Consider the following 19896-nt stretch of genomic DNA (forward strand, 5'->3'; position numbering starts at 1 on the left):
GATGCAGCTCGTCGCGAACCAACTAAAAACGCTGGCGCTTGGCGTCACCCTGTCGGCATCGGCTTTTTCCGGTGCCTGGGCGCAGGATGCCGATGCCGCACTCGAACGCTTCAGGGCGCTGATGAGCGAACAGGGCATCGAAATGGCCTGGGCCAATGCCGACATTTCGGGCGACGATGCGACCATCACCGGCGTGACCGTCAATGCCGAAGGCGGACCGCAGCCGATCGGCGACATCACGTTCACGGATATCTCGCAGGTCGATGACGGCTATCGCGTCGAGCGCATTTCCATGCCGAGCTACGAAGCGACCGAGTCCGGCGGCACCGTCACGCTGACCGACGTGGTGATGGACGCCGTGTTCCTTCCCGACGAAGGCGTCGAAGTCGCCGGCGCGGAAGTCTTTTTCTACGAATACGCATCGCTGGGTGCCGCACGGTTCGAGATGGAAGGCCGCGAAGTCTTCTCGCTCACCAATCTCAATGCACGGATCACACCTCCCGAGGGCGACGGCGAACTCGCTTTCACGGGCGGCGCCGAGCGATTTACGGCAGACCTTACCGCAGCCGACAATCCCGAGCAGCAAGCGGTCATCGAACGTCTCGGCTACGAGCAGATTTCCGGCCAGATGGATTTCGCCGGCAGTTGGGCGGCGGGCGACGGGCGGTTGAAGCTTTCGCAATATGATTTCATCATCGAGGATGCCGGCACGCTCGGCATCACGGTCGACATCAGCGGCTACACGCCGGCCTTCATCAAGGCTTTGCGCGAGACAACCGAAAGGATGGCCGCGAACCCGGAAGGCGATCAGTCCGCGCAGGGGCTGGCCCTGCTCGGCCTCATGCAGCAGATCAACATCCATGGCATGGAGATCCGTTTCGACGACGCCTCGCTCACCAACCGCGTCATCGACTATGCGGCGGAAGATCAGGGCGCGACGCGGGCGGATGTCGTCAATCAGACCAAGGCGGTCTTCCCCCTCATCCTGGCACAACTCAACGCACCGCAGCTCATGCAGATGGCGACCGGCGCGGTTTCGGCCTTCCTCGACGACCCGCAATCGCTGACGATCCGGGCCGCGCCCGCCACCCCCGTTCCGTTCGCCATGGTGCTGGCGGCCGGCGCCGCCTCGCCGGACCTTCTCGTGCAGCAACTCGGCTTGACCGTGACGGCGAACGACTGAGCGTCTGGTTTATTCGCCGTTGACCAGAGACAGGATGAGCTGATGGATATTGCCGCCATCGCTCATCTCGACGCGGTCGAAGTCCCGGCTTTTCTGCCGCTGCGCCTGCGAGAGTTCGCCGAGGCGTGTTTGCAGCTTCTGCCGCACCTTCTGGCAGCCGGGGTCCGCCTCGGCTCTCAGGCCGACTGAATAGGCCTCGATCGCCTCGACCATCTCGATGATATCGCGCCCGTGAACCCGCTCATGGACACGAATACCTTCGATGAAGGTTTCCCAGTTGCGCTGGAGCGCAGGTGACAGCGGGCCGGACGGCTTCGGCAAGGTATAGGTGATCACCAGACTCGGCCGTGCCGTTGCAAGAACGCAGGAGCCGTCGGATTGCGGGCGATAGTCCCGCGACCACAAAAGCTCGAAATTGGTATGTGCGATCGCCCTGCCGATGCCGATCTTGGGGCCGCGCTCGCCGATCGAACGATAAAGATCGATTCCTGTCGTGCCCGAAACCGCATAGGCGTCGATGCGCTCGGTTGCCTGCCAGTTGGCCTGTGCGACGGCGGGCAGGATGGCGAGGCATGCGGCAATCAAAGGTCGTTTCATCAAATCCCCTCTCGCCATTCAGTGACGCAGGCATCCAAGGCGATCAGCGCGCCGCGGCGAAGATCGGCAAACTTCATCCTATCGGGCGGCGGTACATGGATAAAGCCGGTCATCGACGGAGCAAGCCCGTCGCAGGCATGGGCAGCGGAGAGCGTGAACACCGTATTGCACAGATAGCCGCCCGCATCCTCCGACCATTCGACGGGCAGGCCGGCCGCTTCGAAGCGGTGCGCAATGCGTTTCAGAGGCAGTGTCGAGACCAGCGTTTCAGGCCCGTCGCAGATCGCTTGCGACGACGGAAGATTGCCCAGATTGTCTGGCCGTGCCTGCGCATTCGTGTTGCGCGCGATGCGCTCCAGCCGGAAGCCGTGGCAGGCTTGGGCAAGCCCGAAATGCAGCGCAATGACCGGCGCGTAGTCTTCGCAAAGCGCAGATAACTGCGCTGCGATCGTCTCGTATTCGACCGAGAGGACGGCCGCGCGAAACTCGGCATCGATCGTTGGCGGAGTATCGGTCAGGTTTTCGACCAGCGCCTCGGTCGGATTGACCGGCGCGCCGGGAAAGACCGAAAAGCCTGTCAGGAGAATGCGCGGGCGACGATGGTTCGTCATGCCGCCCGCCGCCATGTCGTCAGGCGTCTTTCTTCGCCGTCGGCGCGACGCGCAGATGAAGCTCGCGCAATTGCTGCGAAGTCGCCTGCGAAGGTGCGTTCATCAACAGATCCTGCGCCTGCTGGTTCATCGGGAACATGGTGACTTCGCGCAAATTCTTCGCACCGACCAGCAGCATCACGATCCGGTCGATGCCGGCCGCCATGCCGCCATGCGGCGGCGCGCCGTACTGGAACGCGCGGTAGAGGCCGCCGAAACGCTCCTCGACCGTCTCGCGGGAAAGGCCGACCATCTCGAACGCCTTGACCATCGTCTCAGGCAGATGGTTGCGGATGCCGCCGGATGCGATCTCGAAGCCGTTGCAGACCATGTCGTACTGGAACGCCTTGAGTGAAAGCGGCTCGCCGCCTTCAAGCCCCTCCATGCCGCCTTGCGGCATCGAGAACGGATTGTGGGCGAAGTCGATCTTCTTTTCGTCCTCGTTCCACTCGAAGAAGGGGAAATCGACGATCCAGCACAGTTCGAACCGGTCGCGGTCGACGAGGTTCAGTTCCTCGCCGGCACGGGTGCGGGCCGCACCTGCGAACGCGACGAACTTTTTCGGATCGCCCGCGACGAAGAAGCAGGCGTCGCCGTCGCCGAGGCCGAGCTGTGCCGCGATTGCCGCCGTGCGCTCCTCGCCGATATTCTTGGCGATCGGCCCTGCGCCTTCGAGCTTGTCGCCTTCCTTGCGCCAGAAGATATAGCCGAGACCCGGCTGGCCCTCGCCCTGCGCCCACGAATTCATGCGGTCGCAGAAGGCTCTGGAGCCGCCGGTCCTGGCGGGAATCGCCCAGACTTCCGCTTTCGGGTCGTTGGCGAGGATGTTTGCGAACACCTTGAAGCCCGATCCGGCGAAATGCTCGGACACAGCTTCCATGACGATCGGGTTGCGCAAATCCGGCTTGTCGGAACCGTATTTGCGCATGGCGTCGTCATAGGCGATGCGCGGGAAGGTTTGAGTGACCGGCTTGCCGTCCGCGAAGGTCTCGAAGACGGAGCGCAGCACCGGCTCCATGGTCGACAGCACGTCTTCCTGTTCGACGAAGCTCATTTCGAGGTCGAGCTGGTAGAATTCGCCCGGCAGGCGATCGGCGCGCGGGTCCTCATCACGGAAGCAGGGCGCGATCTGGAAATAACGGTCGAAGCCGGACACCATGATCAACTGCTTGTAGATCTGCGGCGCCTGCGGCAGCGCGTAGAACGAGCCTTCATGCAAACGCGACGGTACGAGGAAGTCGCGCGCCCCTTCCGGCGACGAGGCCGTCAGGATTGGCGTCGAGAACTCGGTGAAGCCGACATCGCCCATGCGCTTGCGCATCTCGGCGATGATCTTCGTGCGCTGGACGATGTTCCGGTGCAGCGTTTCGCGGCGTAGGTCGAGAAAGCGGTATTTGAGGCGGATATCCTCGGGATAATCCGGCTCGCCGAAGACCGGCAGCGGCAGTTCCTTCGCCTTGGACAGGACTTCCATGCTGCGGGCGAAAATCTCGATTTCGCCGGTCGGAAGGTTCGCGTTGGCGGTCTCGGCCGTGCGAGCCTTCACTTCACCGTCGACGCGGATGACCCATTCGCCGCGCACGGTCTCGGCCACCTTGAAGCATGGCGAATCGGGATCGGCGACGATCTGCGTCAGGCCGTAATGGTCGCGCATGTCGATGAAGAGGAGCCCGCCATGATCGCGCACGCGATGCACCCAGCCGGAAAGACGCACATTGGCGCCGACATCGGATTTGCGAAGTTGCGCGCAAGTGTGGCTGCGATAGGCATGCATGGGAGGTTCTTCCAGACTGGTTCGATGGTCGCCGGGCTCGCCGTCGAACAGACCGGCCCGAAATTTCGCGCGAAAAGCGCATGCGGGACCCATTTTGTCAAGATTTTCGACGGCGGGCGCCGTCAGCCGGCGATGTCTCCGACCGTGCTCAGAAAATCGGAACGTATCCACTCGGCGAGTTCGCCGTTGCGGATGCCGTTCTCCGCCGTGCATGCGTCCGATCCGCTGTCGACGAAGGCGGCATGGCCATCGAAGCAACCGGCGGTGTAATATTCCGAAACGCGCGACCAGCCATCGACGCTTTCATAGACGACGATGGATTCGCCAAGATGGAAGCGGCCGACCACACCGCATTCGAGCGACGGGCAGGTTCTGCGGACATTGGCGTCGTCCGTGACCGACATGCGCGATTGGGCGCCGGCGGGCAACGCCGTCGCGATCGAGACCAACATCGCCAGCGTCATCGATATCGTGCCGGGCATGAACTTCACCATCGATTTCGTTCCTATCCGGGAGACTGCGCCCACACAAAGTTTCGAACTGTAACAAATCGACACTAACATGATCGACTCCATATTCCTAATCGCCAACCTCCACTGATGTGGGGCTACTCCTCCGGCGTGCTGGATCATGGTCGGCGTGCCCAAGGCAGAGTATAGAGGACGGGACCGACCCGGATTTTCATGATCTCCATCCGCCCTCTTCTTCCGCTCCTGATCGCCGCCGGCATTTTGCTCGCGGGTAACGGCCTGCAGGGAACGCTGATTGCGCTGCGCGGCCAGGAGGAAGGGTTTTCGACCGGGCTGATCGGCGTTATCGGCGCGGCCTATTTCGCCGGCTTCTTCCTCGGCTGCATGACGATCACGCAGATGCTGCGCTCCGTCGGTCACATCCGCTGTTTCGCAGCCCTCGCGGCAATGGCGGCGAGCGGCACCCTGGCGCTCGTCCTCTTCATCGATCCCGTCGCATGGATCGTGCTGCGCTTCCTGATCGGCTTCTGCTTCGCCGGTCTTTTCACCGTTATGGAAAGCTGGATCAATTCGAGCGTGGGCAACGCCACGCGCGGCCGCGCGACATCCGTCTACCGCGTGATCGATCTCGTAGGCACCACGCTGTCCCAGTTCATGATCCCGCTGTTCGGCACGAACGGGTTCACGATCTTCGGCGTGATGGCGATCATGATCACGCTGTCGCTGGTGCCGGTCTCACTCGGGGATCGGTCCAATCCCAGCCCGCCGAAGGAATTGAAGCTCGACCTGAAAAGCGTGTGGCTGATCTCGCCGCTCGCCTGCATCGGCTCCGCCGTCGCCGGGCTTGCCAACAGCGCGTTCCGGCTCGTCGGGCCGCTTTATGCGCAGTCGATCGGACTCTCCGTCAGCCAGATCGCCACCTTCATCTCGCTCGGCGTCATCGGCGGCGTCGTCCTGCAATATCCGCTCGGCTCGCTGTCGGACCGCTGGGACCGGCGCAAGGTGCTTGTCCTGACCTCGGCCGCCGCCATGCTGGCGGCACTTGCGATCGCGCTCATGACGCAAAGCGGCGCACTTTCCCATTTCGTTCTGATCTTCATTTTCTCGGCCTTCGCCATGCCGATCTATTCGCTGGCCGCCGCGCACGGAAACGACAATGCGGGCGAAGGCGGCTATGTGAAGGTCGCCGCAGCGCTGATGTTCTTCTACGCGATCGGCGCGGTCATCGGCCCGCTCACCTCGTCGCTGCTTTTGACGCAGTTCGGCAACCCGGCGCTCTTTTATTATCTGGCGGGCGTCTATGCGTTCTTCATCGCCGTCACGCTTTATCGCATGCGTGTGCGGTCCGCACCGCCGCCGGAAGAACGCGGACGGTTCACCGCGCTCATCCGCACGTCACCCTTCTTCGCACGGCTGGCGCATCGGCCTCGCGACAAAGATAGCGGTTGACGTGCCTGCCCCCGGCTGGAATGGAGAAGCAAAGGACAGGAAACCTCGCAACACATGCATCTCATCCAGGATCAGGCCGAACTCGAGGCCGCCATCGCCGAATTCGAGAAATCCGACTTCGTCACCGTCGATACGGAATTCATCCGCGAGACGACGTTCTGGCCGATCCTGTGCCTGATCCAGATGGCTGCGCCCGGCGTCACGGCGCTGATCGATCCACTCGCCAAGGGCATCGATCTCAAGCCGTTCTTCCGCCTGATGGCGAACGAGAAGATCACCAAGGTCTTTCACGCCGCGCGGCAGGACATCGAAATCATCTTTCATCTGGGCGATCTCATCCCTCACCCGGTGTTCGACACGCAGGTCGCCGCCATGGTCTGTGGCTTCGGCGACAGCGTCTCTTACGACCAGCTCGTGCAGAAGGTGACCGGCCAGCGTCTCGACAAGTCCTCGCGCTTTACCGACTGGCGGCACCGCCCACTTACCGACAAGCAGCTCGAATATGCGCTGGCGGACGTAACCCACCTCATCGATGTCTATCGGCATCTGACGGATCAGCTCACCCGCGAGGACCGCGCGCACTGGCTGAACGAGGAAATGGAAATCCTCACCGCACGCGGGACCTACGACCCGCACCCCGACGACGCTTGGAAGCGCCTGAAGATGCGCATGCGCAAGCCGCTGGAACTCGCCATCGTGCAGGCAGTGGCCGCGTGGCGCGATCGCGAGGCGCGCGAACGCGACGTGCCGCGCAACCGGGTCATCAAGGACGACGCGATCTACGAGATCGCCCAGCAGGCCCCGCGCGACCAGACCGCACTCGGCCGGCTGCGCTCGACGCCGAAGGGCTGGGAGCGCTCCTCCACCGCCGCGTCACTCCTCGAAGTCGTGGGCAAGGTGCTGGACATCCCGAAGGACCAACTGCCCAAGATGCCCAAGCAGGTTCATCAGCCGGAAGGATCGGGCGCGGCGGTCGAACTCCTGAAGGTTCTGCTCAAGATGATCGCCGAACAGGAAGGCGTCGCGCCCAAGGTGCTCGCCTCCGGCGACGATCTCGACAAGATCGCCGGCGAAGGCGAGAAGGCCAACGTGCCCGCCCTGTCGGGGTGGCGGCGTGAGGTTTTCGGCGAGAAAGCGCTCAAGCTCGTTCGCGGCGAAGTCGGCATCAAGTTCGACAAGCGCCGGATCGTCGCGTTCGACATTCGCGACGAGGCTTGAAACACCGTCTTTCGTCAGTTCGCCTGATGATTTCGCGGCTGGTGCATCCTGACCTGCCCGTCATGCAGGAACACCGCATGGTCGAACAGGGACAGGTCGAGTTCGTTCGGCAAGCGAACGTCTCGCAAATCCGGACATGAGCGGCCGGCCATTTCAAACGACCGGTCGATCTGTGAAACGAAGGCGAAAATCAATCCCTGCCGCCTGGCAAATGCCTTCAAAGACCTGACCTGATCGTCGAGCGGCGGCGTTTCCCGGCGCTGATCCAGTATCTGCAAATAGTCGATAACGGCGAGCGCGCCATTCGGCGACGTCTGCAATTGCGCTGCGATGTAGTCGGCGCATATGTCGTTCGAGCAATCGATGCGGAACGACTGCTCGCAGCCCTCCGGCATCTGGAGTTGCCTGACGCGTTCGGCAGCGCTTTTTGCGGAATATTCCAGCGTGAAGAACGTGCTGGTGCTGCCCGATCTCACTGCCCGGGCGGCAAGCTTCATTCCCATCATGGTCTTTCCCTGTCCGGGACGGCTGCCGATCAGAATGAGGCTTCCGGGGCTGAGTCGGGAATACAGAAAATCCTCGGGCGAGGCCGACGCATGAGCGGCTGCCAGCAAGCTCCAGCTCTTGTATCCCTCGTCGGCGGCGACGCGATCGAGGGCGCTGTGAAGTGGGATGCCGTGGGCCTTCGAAGCAATGCGGGCATCGCGTTTCAGGCGGAAGACAGGTCGGGTGAGTTTCATCGAAACCTCCTATAACGAGCGATAGTCGCAACCCCTCCTCATGCGCGCGCTCGAATAGTCGGTTCGCTTGTTGAAAACGCCCTGCATGAATTCTGCTGCCCCGATGGAGGGAGGAGGCGCAGGCGGCACCCGATGCTGAGAATACATGATTCGACGCTCGCGAAAACACGCCTCAGCCGACAACCAGTTCCATCGGCCGGCCGAGCACCTTTGCAAGCTGCGCCATGCGCCCTGAGGGACGTTCTCCCCTCAGGCCCGCATGCTCCTGCGGCACGACGAGGCGCAGCGTTCCGTTGTCGCTCGCCCATTTCAGCCTCGGGATGATGCCCGGCATGGACGCCGACAGGAGATAGACGACGCGCAACAATGCGCCGAGAATGCGCGCGCGCTCGACATAATGGGGCGTTGCGAGCGCCCGCATTTCCGGTGAGACGCCGTCGGCGGAAATTCCCTCGTGGCGGAACATGTTGGCCAGCGCGATGAAGGCGCGGCCGGGATGGTCGACGCCGATGAAGGACGCATGCGCGATGATGTTGAGCGACTGCGTTCCGCGATATTCGGGATGCGCGCGCCAGCCGATATCGGCCAGAAGGCATGCGGCGTGGCGATAGCGTGCGTCGTCTTCCGTTTCCTCGATGCCGAAGACGCGGAAGGTTTCGCCGACCCATTCGGCCAGTTCGCGCGAATGCCTTACCGAGCGCGCGCGCAGCACGGCAAGTTCCTCGGCCGCCGAAATCAACGGATCGTCGAGTTGCTTGTCTTGCGGCAGCAGCGAATAGAGATAGCCTTCGCGCACGCCCTGCGCCGAGACGACGACCCTGTCCGGCTTCATCGCGCGCAGGACCTCGAGCAGCGTGGTCGCGCCATAGGGCAGAAGCGCGCGGCGGCTCTTCGAGATGCGATCAATGCCGCCGGCCTTATCGAGTTCGCCGGCTTCCACCTGCTTCAGGAAATCGGAAAGCCCGTCCATCGGCATTTCGTAATTGTGCATGACGTTGAGGTCATAGCCGCGAACCAGCATGTGAAGCCGCGCGAGATTCCGCCAGGTGCCGCCGACGCAATAGAAAGTTCGGCCCTGCCCTGCCCGCAGCAGCTTTGCGCGGATCAGTTCGGTGCGCGCGATGCGCGTTGCGGCCGTCGTCGAATTCTGAGCCATTTCCTGAAGCCGCAGGCCGCCGAGCGGCAGCGTGATTCCGTCGCCGATCTCGCGATCCCTGACATCCACAAGCTCCAGGCTTCCGCCGCCCAGATCGCCTGCGATCCCGTCCGGCTTGTGAAAGCCGGAAATGATGCCGAGCGCCGAATAATAGGCTTCCTGCCGGCCGGTCAGCACCTTGATCGGCGTGCCGAGGATTTCCTCGGCGCGGTGGATGAAATCCGGGCCGTTTTCGGCCTCGCGCGCGGCGGCCGTCGCGATCACATGAAGGCTTTCGGCGCCCGCCTGCTCCGACAGGGCACGGAAGCGGCCGAATTCCTCAACCGCGCGGCGAACGCCGTCGGGATCGAGCTTGCCGGTCGTCACGATGCCGCGACCGAGACCGGCCAACATCTTTTCGTTGAACAGAACGGTCGGCGAGCGGGCAATGCCCTCATAGATCACCAGACGGATCGAGTTCGAGCCGATATCGATGATCGATACCGGACGGCGATCCGGCAGGCGGCCCTGCGAATTTGCGATCATGCGGGGGTCAGCCAGCCTGTTGCTTCTTGCGGCGATGGCGCGCGATGCGCTTGGGCGCATGCGACTTCAGGGCATTTCCGCGACCGGAAAGCGACGGATTCGTCATGAAATATTCCTGCGCATTGAAGGGTTCCTCCCCCTCCTCGGGCGCCATCCGCCGCGAGGTCCCATCCGGCAATACTTCGAAACTTTGCTGGTTGTCCATCAGGTTTCCAAGCATGATCTGACCCAGAACCTGTTCGTGGACGGTCGGATTGGTGATGGGAACCATGGTTTCGACCCGCCGGTCGAGGTTGCGCGGCATGATGTCGGCCGACGAAAAATAGACGATCGCCTCATCGGACGGCAGGCCGTGGCCATTGCCGAAGCAGTAGATTCGCGAATGTTCGAGGAAACGGCCGACGATGGATTTCGCCCTTATGTTGTCCGACAGACCCGGCACCTGCGGGCGCAGACAGCAGATGCCGCGCACGACGATGTCGATCTCGACGCCCGCCCGGCTCGCCTCGTAGAGCGCATCGATCACCATCGGATCGACCAGGGAGTTCAGCTTCAGCCAGATCTGCGCGGGCTTGCCCTGCCCGGCGAAGTCGATCTCGGAGCGAATGTGATCGAGCAGCCTCTGGCGCAGCGTGAACGGCGAAACCGCAAGCTTCATCTGGTCCGTCGGCTCGGCATAGCCGGTGATGAAATTGAAAATCTGCGCCACGTCCCGCGCGATCTGCGGGTCGCTCGTGAAGAAAGACAAATCCGTGTAGATGCGTGCGGTGATGGGGTGGTAGTTGCCGGTGCCCAGATGCACGTAGTTGCGCAGCTTTCCTTCTTCACGGCGCACGACGAGCGACATCTTGGAATGCGTCTTCAACTCGATGAAGCCGAAGACGACCTGAACGCCGGCACGCTCCAGATCGCGCGCCCAGCGGATATTCGCCTCTTCGTCGAACCGCGCCTTCAATTCGACCAGCGCCGTGACCGACTTGCCGGCCTCCGAGGCATCGATCAGCGCGCGCACGATGGGGCTGTCGTTCGAGGTGCGATAGAGCGTCTGCTTGATCGCGACGACTTCGGGATCGAGCGCCGCCTGCCGCAGAAACTGCACCACGGCGTCGAAGGTCTCGTAGGGATGGTGGACGACGATGTCCTTTTCGCGGATCGCCGCGAAGCAATCCCCGCCATGTTCCCGGATGCGCTCGGGAAAACGCGGATTGAAGGGCCGGAACTTCAAATCGTCGCGCGGCAGCGAAACAATCTCCGAAATCTGGCTGATCGCGAGCGGTCCGGTCAGAACGCTGATGCGCGAGGGGCCGACATTGAGCTGTGAGGCGACGAAATCGCGCAGCGGCGCGGGCATCTCGTCGTCGAACTCGATGCGGATCACCTGCCCGCGCCGGCGGCGCTTCAGCGCCGTTTCGAACAGGCGCACGAGATCCTCGGCCTCTTCTTCGACCTCGATATCGCTGTCGCGAATGATGCGGAAGGTGCCCGACCCCTTGACCTCATAGCCGGGGAAAAGCTGCCCGATGAACAGCTCGACGACGTCCTCCAGCGCGATGAAGCGGACATGCCCGCGCCTGTCAGGCAGGCGGACGAAGCGGTTGAGCGCCTGCGGCAGGCGTAAAAGCGCCGACATTTCCTCCCCCTCCTTTCGGTGACGCAATTGCAGCGCCATCGAGAACCCAAGATTGGGAATGAAGGGAAAAGGATGCGCCGGATCGACGGAAAGCGGCGTCAAAACCGGAAAGATCGCTTCGAGGAAATGATCCTCGAGCCATGCCTTGTCTTCCTTCGACAAGGGGGCGGAGCGTACGATCTCGATCCGTTCTTTCCGCAAAAGATCGGCCAGCAATGAAAAGCTTTGCTGCTGATCCGCCTGAAGGCTCGAAACCTCGAGCAATATCTGTTCGAGCTGTTCTGCGGGCGTGCGGCCGTCCGGGCTCTTGATGGCGATGCCGGCGCGCACCTGCCCGGCAAGACCCGCCACGCGCACCATGAAGAATTCGTCGAGATTCGTGGCCGAGATGGACAGGAAACGCAGCCGTTCGAGAAGCGGATGGTTCGGATTGTGCGATTCTTCCAGAACGCGCCGGTTGAACTGGAGCCAGGAAAACTCGCGATTGACGAACCGATCGGGGTTCGCCTCGGGCGACTTGGCCAGTTGCGCTACCGGGCTGGCGAAACTGCGTTCTACCGGCTTCATCTCGTTCATGTGTCCAGACCATTCCTCGAGCGGAGTTTACCCACTCCTGCCAGCCTTTTGCGACAGTTTCATATCGGCCATCTTGCATTGACCGGGGCAATGCTGCAAACGCTCAAGGCCTGATATCCTGAGATCTTCGGAGTCCGTCATGGCCGGCCACGCAATTCCTCATTTTCAGAACGACGCCGGACATGCGGCGATCGAGATCGGCGTGAAGGAATTCATGTGCGTGGGTGCAAACGCACCATTCGATCACCCGCATGTTTTCCTCGACATGGGCGACGGCGACGAGAAGGTCTGTCCCTATTGCTCGACGCTCTACCGCTTCAACGCAGCGCTGAAGGCGACCGAAACCGTGCCCGCCGGCGCGCTCTACCGCGAACCCGCCGTCTGACGTGGGGATTGCGGCCGAGGGATTCGAGGATCATCCCGTCGCGATCGTCGGTGGCGGTATTGCCGGGCTGACGGCCGCCCTCGCCTTCGCCGAACGCGGCCTGCCCGTCCGGATATTCGAGCGCGCGCCCGAGCTTCACGAGATCGGCGCAGGTTTGCAGATCTCGCCCAATGCGACGCGCATTCTCGATCGTCTGGGCGTGATCGAGGCGCTCGACGGCCGCTATGCAATTCCCGAAGCCGTCACTATCCGCGATGCGATCAGCCTCAAGGTGATCGCGGAGGTGCGGCTCGGCGCGTTCGGGCAGGAGCGCTGGGGTGCGCCGTATCTGGTGGCCGCGCGCGGCGCTTTGCAATCGGCGCTGCTGAAGCGCGTCGCGCAGGAACCGCTCATCACATTGACGACCGGAGCCGAAGTCAGCGATTTCGATGTCGAAACCGATAACGGCATCCCGCAACTGGCAATCCGCGAAAATGAAGGTGAACGGACGGTCCCCACGCGGCTTATCGTCGGCGCCGACGGCGTCTGGTCGACGATCCGCGACCATGGTGGGCCTGAAGGGCAGACGCGTCCGATTGGAACCGTTGCCTGGCGTGCAACCCTTGCGCCCCAAGAAGGCGCGGCATTCCGCCGGATCGCGCCGGACGACCGGGTCACGACATTCGCTTCGCCGAAATTCCATGCTGTCGCCTACCCGCTTGGCGATGGATCGCTCAATATCGTCATCGTCACGAGCGGCACGCTGTCACGCACCGGCTGGGTGCGCGAAGGCGATCCGGTCCTGCTCGCAAAGCTCATCGACGGCGCCCATCCGGCGATCGCCGAACTCGCCGCGCTCGTGCCGAACTGGACCATGTGGCCGCTTCACATCGCCAGCCCCAACTGCGGCTGGACGCACCCGAACGGGCTCGCGCTCATCGGGGACGCAGCACATGCCATGGCTCCCTTCGCAGCGCAGGGCGCGGCGATGGCGATCGAAGATTCGTTCGTGCTTGTAAAACTGGTGGCCGAAAACGCCCTGCCCGAAGCGCTCGCCCGCTATGTCGCCCTGCGCCGCCCGCGCATTCGCCGCGTGGGCCTGCGCGGTGGCCTCAACCAGTTCGCCTGGCACGCGCGCGGGCCAGTCGCCATCGCGCGCAACCTCTTCCTCAAGACCCGCTCGCCCGAAAAGCTCGCGGCCGATCTCGACTGGCTTTATGGCTGGCAGGTTGACGAATCTATCCGATGATTTTGACCATCGTCACGACAGGCCAAAGACCGGAACTCACTTCGATCACCGGCACATGGCGGTGGGAAGCGTTCTTCAAGGACGACGGCATCGGTCTCGCCGATGTATTGCGGGAGGAAGAGGCTGCGGCGGCCAGCGCCGATCTTTTTCCTACCGTACTCGTCCTGCTCGACGGCGAGCGTCCGGTCGGCATGGTGACGCTATGCCTTGACGATCTCGAAGGCCGGCCTGACCTCAACCCCTGGCTGGCGGGCCTCTATGTCGCGCCCGAGCATCGCGGCAAAGGCCATGCCCTGCGCCTGATCGATGGACTCGAAACGCTCGTGCGCAACGCGAATATCGGTCGGCTGTCGCTGTACACCGCATCAGCGATGGAACTCTACCGCCAGGTGGGCTGGACGACGATCGAAACGTTCGACCAGGCAGGCGAACGCTTTTCGATCATGCAAAAGCACATCTGACCGCACCCGCCGCACGCAAAAATGCCACAGGCGGGGATTTCCGCGACCGATGCCCCTCAGTGCAGAATCTGGCTGAGGAACAGCTTCGTGCGTTCGTGCTGCGGATTATCGAAGAACTTTTCCGGCTCGTTCTGTTCGACGATCTGGCCCTGATCCATGAAGATCACGCGGTTGGCGACCTGGCGCGCGAAACCCATCTCGTGGGTCACAACAATCATGGTCATGCCTTCCTCGGCCAGCCCGACCATCGTCTCCAGAACTTCCTTGATCATTTCCGGATCGAGCGCGGATGTCGGCTCGTCGAAAAGCATGATGCGCGGATTCATGCACAGTGAGCGGGCGATCGCCACGCGCTGCTGCTGGCCGCCGGAAAGCTGGCCGGGATATTTCAGCGCCTGTTCAGGAATCTTGACGCGCTCGAGATAGTGCATCGCGATTTCCTCGGCCTTCTTCTTGGGCATTTTTCGAACCCAGATCGGCGCAAGCGTGCAGTTTTCCAGGATCGTCAGATGCGGGAACAGGTTGAAGTGCTGGAACACCATGCCGACTTCGCGCCGCACCTCGTCGATCTTCTTCAAATCGTTGGTGAGTTCCTTGCCGTCAACGATGATCTGCCCCTTCTGGTGCTCCTCCAGACGGTTGATGCAGCGGATCATGGTCGATTTTCCAGAGCCCGAGGGGCCGCACACGACGATGCGCTCGCCCTGCATGACCTTGAGGTTGATGTCCCGCAGGACGTGGAAATCGCCATACCATTTGTGCATGTCGATGATCTCGATCGCGACATCGGTGTCCGACACCTGCATCCTGGAGCGATCGATCTCGATCTGGCTGGCCGTTGCGGCATTATCCATAGCCATTGTTCATTCCCCTTGGCCAGCGGCCTTATTTCTTGTGGCCGGTATCGAGCCGGCGTTCCATGAAAATAGAGTAACGCGACATGCCGAAGCAGAACATCCAGAAGACGAAGCCTGCGAAGATCAGGCCCGACATCGGGGTCTGCGGTGAGGCCCAGCTCGCATCGGCGAAATTCTGGCGCACGATGCCGAGCAGGTCGAACATGCCGATGATGTAGACCAGGCTTGTATCCTTGAAGAGCCCGATGAAGGTGTTGACGATGCCCGGAATGACCAGCTTCAGCGCCTGCGGCAGAACGATCAGGCGCATCGACTGCCAATAGCCGAGACCCAGCGAGGATGCGCCTTCGTACTGGCCCTTAGGAATTGCCTGAAGACCGCCGCGCACCACCTCCGCCATATAGGCGGACGCGAAAATCGAAAGCCCGACCAGAGCGCGCAAAAACCGGTCGAACGTCATGCCGGCAGGCAGGAACAGCGGCAGCATCACGCTGGCCATGAACAGGACCGACACGAGCGGCACGCCGCGAACGGTCTCGATGATGATCACGCTGATCATCTTGATGACCGGCAGTTTCGATCGTCGCCCGAGCGCCAGCAGGATGCCCATCGGCAGCGATATCACGATCGCGACGAAGGACAGGACCATGGTGACGAGCAAACCGCCCCACAGCGAGGTCGGCACGTAGCGCAGGCCGAAATGACCGCCGACCAGAAGAAAATAGGCCGCGATCGGGAAGACCAAGAAGAACAGCGCCGCGTTGATCGCCTTGAACGGAATGCGGGGGATCAGGAGCGGCACCAGAAGGACCACGAAGGCGATCGCCGTGTAGTCGACCCGCCAGCGTTCGAAGACGGGATAGCGACCGTACATGAATTGCGCGAATTTCGCATTCACGAACGCCCAGCATGCACCCGACCAGCCGTCAGGCTGGATGCCGCCCTGGCTGACCGTGGCGCAGACCTCGCGGTTGGCGCCCGTCCAGACCGAGTCGACGAAGGCCCAGCGCAGGAAATTCGGCAAAGTGTAGGCGAGCAGCAGGATCGCCAACAGCGTCAGCACCGTATCGATCGGCGTGGCGAAAAGATTGGTGCGCAGCCACCTCACGACACCGCGATCGCGCTCCGGTGCCGTCTGCGCATTGATCATTTCCATGCGGACATAGGAGAGATCATGTTCCTGCATGGTCTTACCTTTCCACCAGCGCCATTTTGGCGTTGTACCAGTTCATGAAGCCGGACGTGAGCAGGCTGAGGCCGAGATAGACCACCATCCAGATCGCAACGACCTCGATCGCCTGACCGGTCTGGTTCATGGTCGTTTGACCGATGGCCACAAGGTCCGCATAGCCGACCGCGATCGCAAGCGACGAATTCTTCGTCAGGTTGAGATACTGGCTGGTCAGCGGCGGAATGATGATGCGCAGCGCCTGCGGGACGACCACCAACCGCAAAGTGCGGCGCGGCGAAAGGCCGAGCGAGTAGGCCGCTTCCGACTGACCCTTCGACACGCCGAGCACGCCTGCGCGAACGATCTCCGCGATGAAGGAGGCCGTGTAGAAGGAAAGCGCCAGATAGAGCGACAGGAATTCGGGTCGGATCGTCCAGCCGCCGCGAATGTTGAAGGTCGACAATTCGGGAAGTTCGACCGTCGCGGGAGAGCCCGCAAGAAAATAGGTTATGACCGGAAGGCCGATGAAAATGGCCAGACCGACGCGGAACATCGGGAAAATCCGTCCCGTTGCGGCCTGTCTGCGACGCGCCCAGATACCGATCGCAACGATCGCAATGATCGCGGCGGCAATGGAAACGGGGATGACCCAGGCGGCTTGATCCCAGATCACGCGCGGAAGGAAGAGCCCACGATTGTTCAGGTAGGAGCCGAGAGGGAGATCGACGCTGTCGCGCGGTCCGGGCAGCACCGACAGAACGCCCAGATACCAGAAGAAGATGACGAGCAGCGGCGGGATGTTGCGGAAGACCTCGACATAGACCGTGCAGATGCGCGCAATCAGCCAGTTCTTCGACAGACGCCCGATGCCGACGATGAAGCCCACGATGGTGGCGGTGATGATACCGGTCACCGCGACGAGCATCGTGTTCAAAAGACCGACGACAAGCGCCCGACCGAAGGTCGAATTCGATGAATAGGCGATCAGAGACTGGCTCAGATCGAAGCCGCTGCGGCCGTTCAGAAAGCCGAAACCTGATGCGATATTCGCACGGCGCAGGTTTTCCGTCGTGTTCCCGACGATCCACCATACGAATGCGATGATCGCTGCGGCGACGACGAGCTGAAAGAAAATTCCGCGGAATTTCGGATCATTGATCCATGAAGCGCGCGCAGGCTCCGCGCCGCTCACTTGAGTTTGCGAAGCCATCATCCCTCCGGCCGCAAAGGCGGAAGGCGGGACAATCCCGCCTTCCGTAACATCACTCGGTGATCAGCGGATCGGCATTGCGTATTGCAGGCCGCCGTCGGTCCACAGCGCATTAAGGCCGCGGGCGATCGCGAGTGGGCTGCCGGCGCCGATGTTGCGGTCGAAGACCTCGCCGTAATTACCGACTTCGCGGATGATGTTGACGACCCAGTCGTTTTCGAGGCCGAGGCCCTCACCGATGGTGGAATCATCTTCCTGACCAAGGATACGACGGATTTCCGGGTTCTCCGAGTTCAGCATCTCCTCGAGATTGTCCTGGGTGACGCCCAGTTCCTCGGCCTGAATCATCGCGTAGAGCGACCACTTGACGACGTTGAACCACTGATCGTCGCCCTGACGAACGGCAGGCCCGAGCGGCTCCTTGGAAATGATTTCGGGCAGAACGACGTGTTCGTCCGGATTGGCGAGCGTCAGGCGAAGTGCGTAAAGGCCCGATGCGTCGGTCGTGTAGGCATCGCAACGGCCAGCCTCATAAGCGGCGTTCGTCTCTTCGAAGCCCTGGAAAACAACCGGGTTGTACTCCATGTTGTTGGCCGCGAAATAGTCCGCCAGGTTGAGTTCCGTCGTCGTGCCCGACTGAACGCAGACCGCCGCGCCGGAAAGCTGCAACGCCGAATTGATGTCCGGCAGGGCCGTCGAATTGATCATGAAGCCCTGGCCGTCATAGTAGTTGACGCCCGCGAAGGTGAGGCCGAGCGTGGTATCGCGGCTGAGCGTCCACGTCGTGTTGCGCGACAGAAGATCGATTTCGCCGGACTGAAGCGCGGTGAAGCGCTCGGTCGCGTTGGTCGGAACGAAGGTCACCGCTTCGCCGTCGCCAAAGACCGCAGCCGCCACGGCGCGGCAGAAATCGGCATCGAAGCCGGCCCATTCACCCGCGTCGTTCGGCGCGGCGAAGCCGGCCAGACCGGTATGGACGCCGCACTTCACGGAGCCGGCCGACTTGACGTCGTTCAGCGTCTGGGCCGACGCGGCCGAAACGCCCAACGCCATAACCGCACCGCCAAGAATACCCACCAAAAGCTTGTTCATTTGCCCACTTACCCTCTTTATTTCGAAGCACTTGCAGCGCTTCGGTCTTGTTATATTTCCGGAAGCGGCCGCACGACCGCCGGGTCGCCACGACGTCGCCTCATTGTCGGCGACCGACATTGTGCTCCCATCCACAATCGGCATCGAAGGCCATAAATTTTGCTGGGTCAAGCCTGAATACGTTTGTGGCCCTGTCGGACGGACACGATTTCGCCACGTTCCCCAACGTCGCCTCGATCCGCGTCAATGCCTAGAGGTTGAGCAAATCCTTGCGTTGCACCAGATCGTGCAGGACGCTAAGGCTGCGCGAAGCAATGCAACAAGTGGTGGAAAAGCATGACCAAGGATTTCGGTCCCCGTGGGCCCAACACCGTTCTTACCCATGGCGGCTACGATCCGCGCGACTATCACGGCTTCGTCAATCCGCCCGTAGTCCACGCATCGACCGTCCTGTTCAAGGATGCCGCGACGATGGCATCGCGCGGCCAGAAATACACGTACGGAACGCGTGGCACCCCCACGACGGACGCGCTTTGTGAAGCCATCAACGAATTGGAAGGCTCGGTCGGAACGATCGCGGTTCCCTCGGGGCTTGCCGCCGTCACGATCCCGCTTCTGGGCTTCGTGTCGGCCTGCGACCACATATTGCTGGTCGATTCGATCTACAATCCGACGCGCCGTTTCGCCGATACGATGCTGAAGCGTCTCGGCGTCGAGGTCGAATATTACGAGCCGGGTCTCGGCGCGGCGATCGCGGATCGCATGAAGCCCAACACGTCGGTCGTCTTCACCGAAGCGCCAGGCTCCAACACTTTCGACATGCAGGATATTCCGGCGATCTCCAAGGCCGCGCATGCGGGCGGGGCGGTCGTCATGATGGACAACACCTGGGCAACCCCGCTTTACTTCCGCCCGCTCGACCACGGCGTGGACATCTCCATCCATGCCGCGACCAAATATCCAGCCGGCCATTCCGACGTGCTTCTCGGCACCGTTTCGGCCAATGAAGCTTGCTGGGAGAGGCTTTGGGACACCTATCTGACGACAGGCGTGTGCGCCGGGCCTGACGATGTCTATCAGGTGCTGCGCGGCCTGCGCACCATGGGGCTGCGGCTCGAACGGCACCAGGAAAGCGCGCTTGCGCTCGCAAGATGGCTGGAAGGGCGTGAGGACGTCGCACAAGTCCTTCATCCGGCGCTTGAAAGCCACCCCGGCAACGCATTGTTCAAACGCGACTTCAAAGGTTCGAGCGGCATTTTCTCGATCGTTTTGGCAAAGGGCGGCCAGCGCGAGGCGCATGCGTTTCTCGACGCGCTGAAAATCTTCGGGCTCGGCTATTCCTGGGGCGGCTATGAGAGCCTTGCCGTCCATGTCGATCTTTCGGACCGTACCGTTTCGAAGAAGGACTATGGGGGACCGGTGATCCGTCTCCAGATCGGGCTCGAGGACGTCGCCGACATCAAGGCGGACATCGAACGGGGACTTGCCGCCCTGTCGGCATGAGCCGTTACAAGGGGCAAAGCG

The 19896-nt window shown here is 62.1% G+C and carries 18 protein-coding genes; 7 read left to right on the forward strand and 11 right to left on the reverse strand.

The genetic code is table 11. The annotated features are described in order from the left end of the window. Position 1: 1 nt before the first annotated feature. A complete protein-coding gene (locus GTW25_RS17000) occupies positions 2–1183 on the forward strand; it encodes an aq_1923 C-terminal domain (RefSeq protein WP_252913411.1) in 1182 nt (393 codons plus the stop codon). A 9-nt stretch (positions 1184–1192) separates the two neighbouring features. Here the strand turns inward: GTW25_RS17000 and GTW25_RS17005 are convergent, their stop codons facing one another. The 4 genes from GTW25_RS17005 to GTW25_RS17020 form a co-directional block, all read right to left on the reverse strand. After that, positions 1193–1780 (reverse strand): DUF922 domain-containing Zn-dependent protease, encoded by a 588-nt coding sequence (locus GTW25_RS17005; protein ID WP_252913412.1) that lies wholly within the window; start codon positions 1778–1780, stop codon positions 1193–1195. After that, positions 1780–2391 carry a pyroglutamyl-peptidase I gene (locus GTW25_RS17010; protein ID WP_252913413.1) on the reverse strand — a complete coding sequence of 204 codons (612 nt, stop codon included), beginning with the start codon at positions 2389–2391 and terminating at the stop codon, positions 1780–1782. Before GTW25_RS17010 ends, GTW25_RS17005 begins: the two co-directional genes overlap by 1 nt. 19 nt (positions 2392–2410) lie before the next feature. Then, entirely contained in the window at positions 2411–4204 is a 1794-nt protein-coding gene (aspS, locus tag GTW25_RS17015; RefSeq protein ID WP_252913414.1) for an aspartate--tRNA ligase, read from the reverse strand. 122 nt (positions 4205–4326) lie between these two features. Continuing rightward, positions 4327–4698, reverse strand: a complete 372-nt coding sequence (locus GTW25_RS17020) for an SH3 domain-containing protein (protein ID WP_252913415.1) — start codon at positions 4696–4698, stop codon at positions 4327–4329. Between the two features lie 189 nt (positions 4699–4887). Here GTW25_RS17020 and GTW25_RS17025 point away from each other — a divergent pair, with 189 nt between their 5' ends. Next, positions 4888–6123: an MFS transporter gene (locus tag GTW25_RS17025; RefSeq protein ID WP_252913416.1), complete on the forward strand. Its 1236-nt coding sequence runs from the start codon at positions 4888–4890 to the stop codon at positions 6121–6123. Between the two features lie 54 nt (positions 6124–6177). Next, a complete protein-coding gene (rnd, locus tag GTW25_RS17030; RefSeq protein ID WP_252913417.1) occupies positions 6178–7341 on the forward strand; it encodes a ribonuclease D in 1164 nt (387 codons plus the stop codon). 14 nt (positions 7342–7355) lie between these two features. On the opposite strand, the gene GTW25_RS17035 is transcribed toward rnd, so the two are convergent. The 3 genes from GTW25_RS17035 to GTW25_RS17045 form a co-directional block, all read right to left on the reverse strand. Continuing rightward, complete coding sequence (locus tag GTW25_RS17035) at positions 7356–8081, reverse strand: DNA helicase (RefSeq protein ID WP_252913418.1); 726 nt, start codon at positions 8079–8081, stop codon at positions 7356–7358. 172 nt (positions 8082–8253) lie between these two features. After that, positions 8254–9762, reverse strand: a complete 1509-nt coding sequence (gene ppx, locus GTW25_RS17040; protein ID WP_252913419.1) for an exopolyphosphatase — start codon at positions 9760–9762, stop codon at positions 8254–8256. 7 nt (positions 9763–9769) lie between these two features. Next, on the reverse strand, positions 9770–11968 hold the full coding sequence (locus tag GTW25_RS17045; RefSeq protein WP_252913420.1) for an RNA degradosome polyphosphate kinase: 2199 nt from the start codon (positions 11966–11968) through the stop codon (positions 9770–9772). A gap of 139 nt (positions 11969–12107) precedes the next feature. On the opposite strand from GTW25_RS17045, the gene GTW25_RS17050 reads away from it, so the two are divergent. Genes GTW25_RS17050 through GTW25_RS17060 form a run of 3 tightly spaced genes read left to right on the forward strand, consistent with a single transcriptional unit; the run spans position 12108 to position 14042 of the window. Next, positions 12108–12353, forward strand: coding sequence for a zinc-finger domain-containing protein (locus tag GTW25_RS17050; RefSeq protein WP_252913421.1), 246 nt, complete (start codon positions 12108–12110; stop codon positions 12351–12353). A 1-nt stretch (position 12354) separates the two neighbouring features. After that, complete coding sequence (locus GTW25_RS17055; RefSeq protein ID WP_252913422.1) at positions 12355–13581, forward strand: FAD-dependent monooxygenase; 1227 nt, start codon at positions 12355–12357, stop codon at positions 13579–13581. Next, complete coding sequence (locus GTW25_RS17060; protein WP_252913423.1) at positions 13578–14042, forward strand: GNAT family N-acetyltransferase; 465 nt, start codon at positions 13578–13580, stop codon at positions 14040–14042. The genes GTW25_RS17055 and GTW25_RS17060 overlap by 4 nt, the downstream gene beginning before the upstream one ends. 56 nt (positions 14043–14098) lie before the next feature. On the opposite strand, the gene GTW25_RS17065 is transcribed toward GTW25_RS17060, so the two are convergent. The 4 genes from GTW25_RS17065 to GTW25_RS17080 are packed head-to-tail and all read right to left on the reverse strand — an operon-like array spanning position 14099 to position 18372. Beyond that, positions 14099–14902, reverse strand: coding sequence for an amino acid ABC transporter ATP-binding protein (locus GTW25_RS17065; protein ID WP_290128104.1), 804 nt, complete (start codon positions 14900–14902; stop codon positions 14099–14101). A gap of 25 nt (positions 14903–14927) precedes the next feature. Continuing rightward, positions 14928–16085, reverse strand: a complete 1158-nt coding sequence (locus GTW25_RS17070; protein WP_252913424.1) for an amino acid ABC transporter permease — start codon at positions 16083–16085, stop codon at positions 14928–14930. A 4-nt stretch (positions 16086–16089) separates the two neighbouring features. Next, positions 16090–17283 carry an amino acid ABC transporter permease gene (locus GTW25_RS17075; RefSeq protein ID WP_372493226.1) on the reverse strand — a complete coding sequence of 398 codons (1194 nt, stop codon included), beginning with the start codon at positions 17281–17283 and terminating at the stop codon, positions 16090–16092. A gap of 60 nt (positions 17284–17343) precedes the next feature. Continuing rightward, complete coding sequence (locus tag GTW25_RS17080; protein ID WP_252913426.1) at positions 17344–18372, reverse strand: amino acid ABC transporter substrate-binding protein; 1029 nt, start codon at positions 18370–18372, stop codon at positions 17344–17346. A gap of 336 nt (positions 18373–18708) precedes the next feature. Between GTW25_RS17080 and GTW25_RS17085 the strand changes: the two genes are divergently transcribed. After that, positions 18709–19875 carry a cystathionine beta-lyase gene (locus tag GTW25_RS17085; protein ID WP_252913427.1) on the forward strand — a complete coding sequence of 389 codons (1167 nt, stop codon included), beginning with the start codon at positions 18709–18711 and terminating at the stop codon, positions 19873–19875. The last annotated feature ends 21 nt before the right edge of the window (positions 19876–19896 follow it).

Origin of the sequence: Aliihoeflea aestuarii, from assembly GCF_024105665.1 — a bacterium.
Classification (GTDB): Bacteria; Pseudomonadota; Alphaproteobacteria; order Rhizobiales; family Rhizobiaceae; genus Aliihoeflea; species Aliihoeflea aestuarii.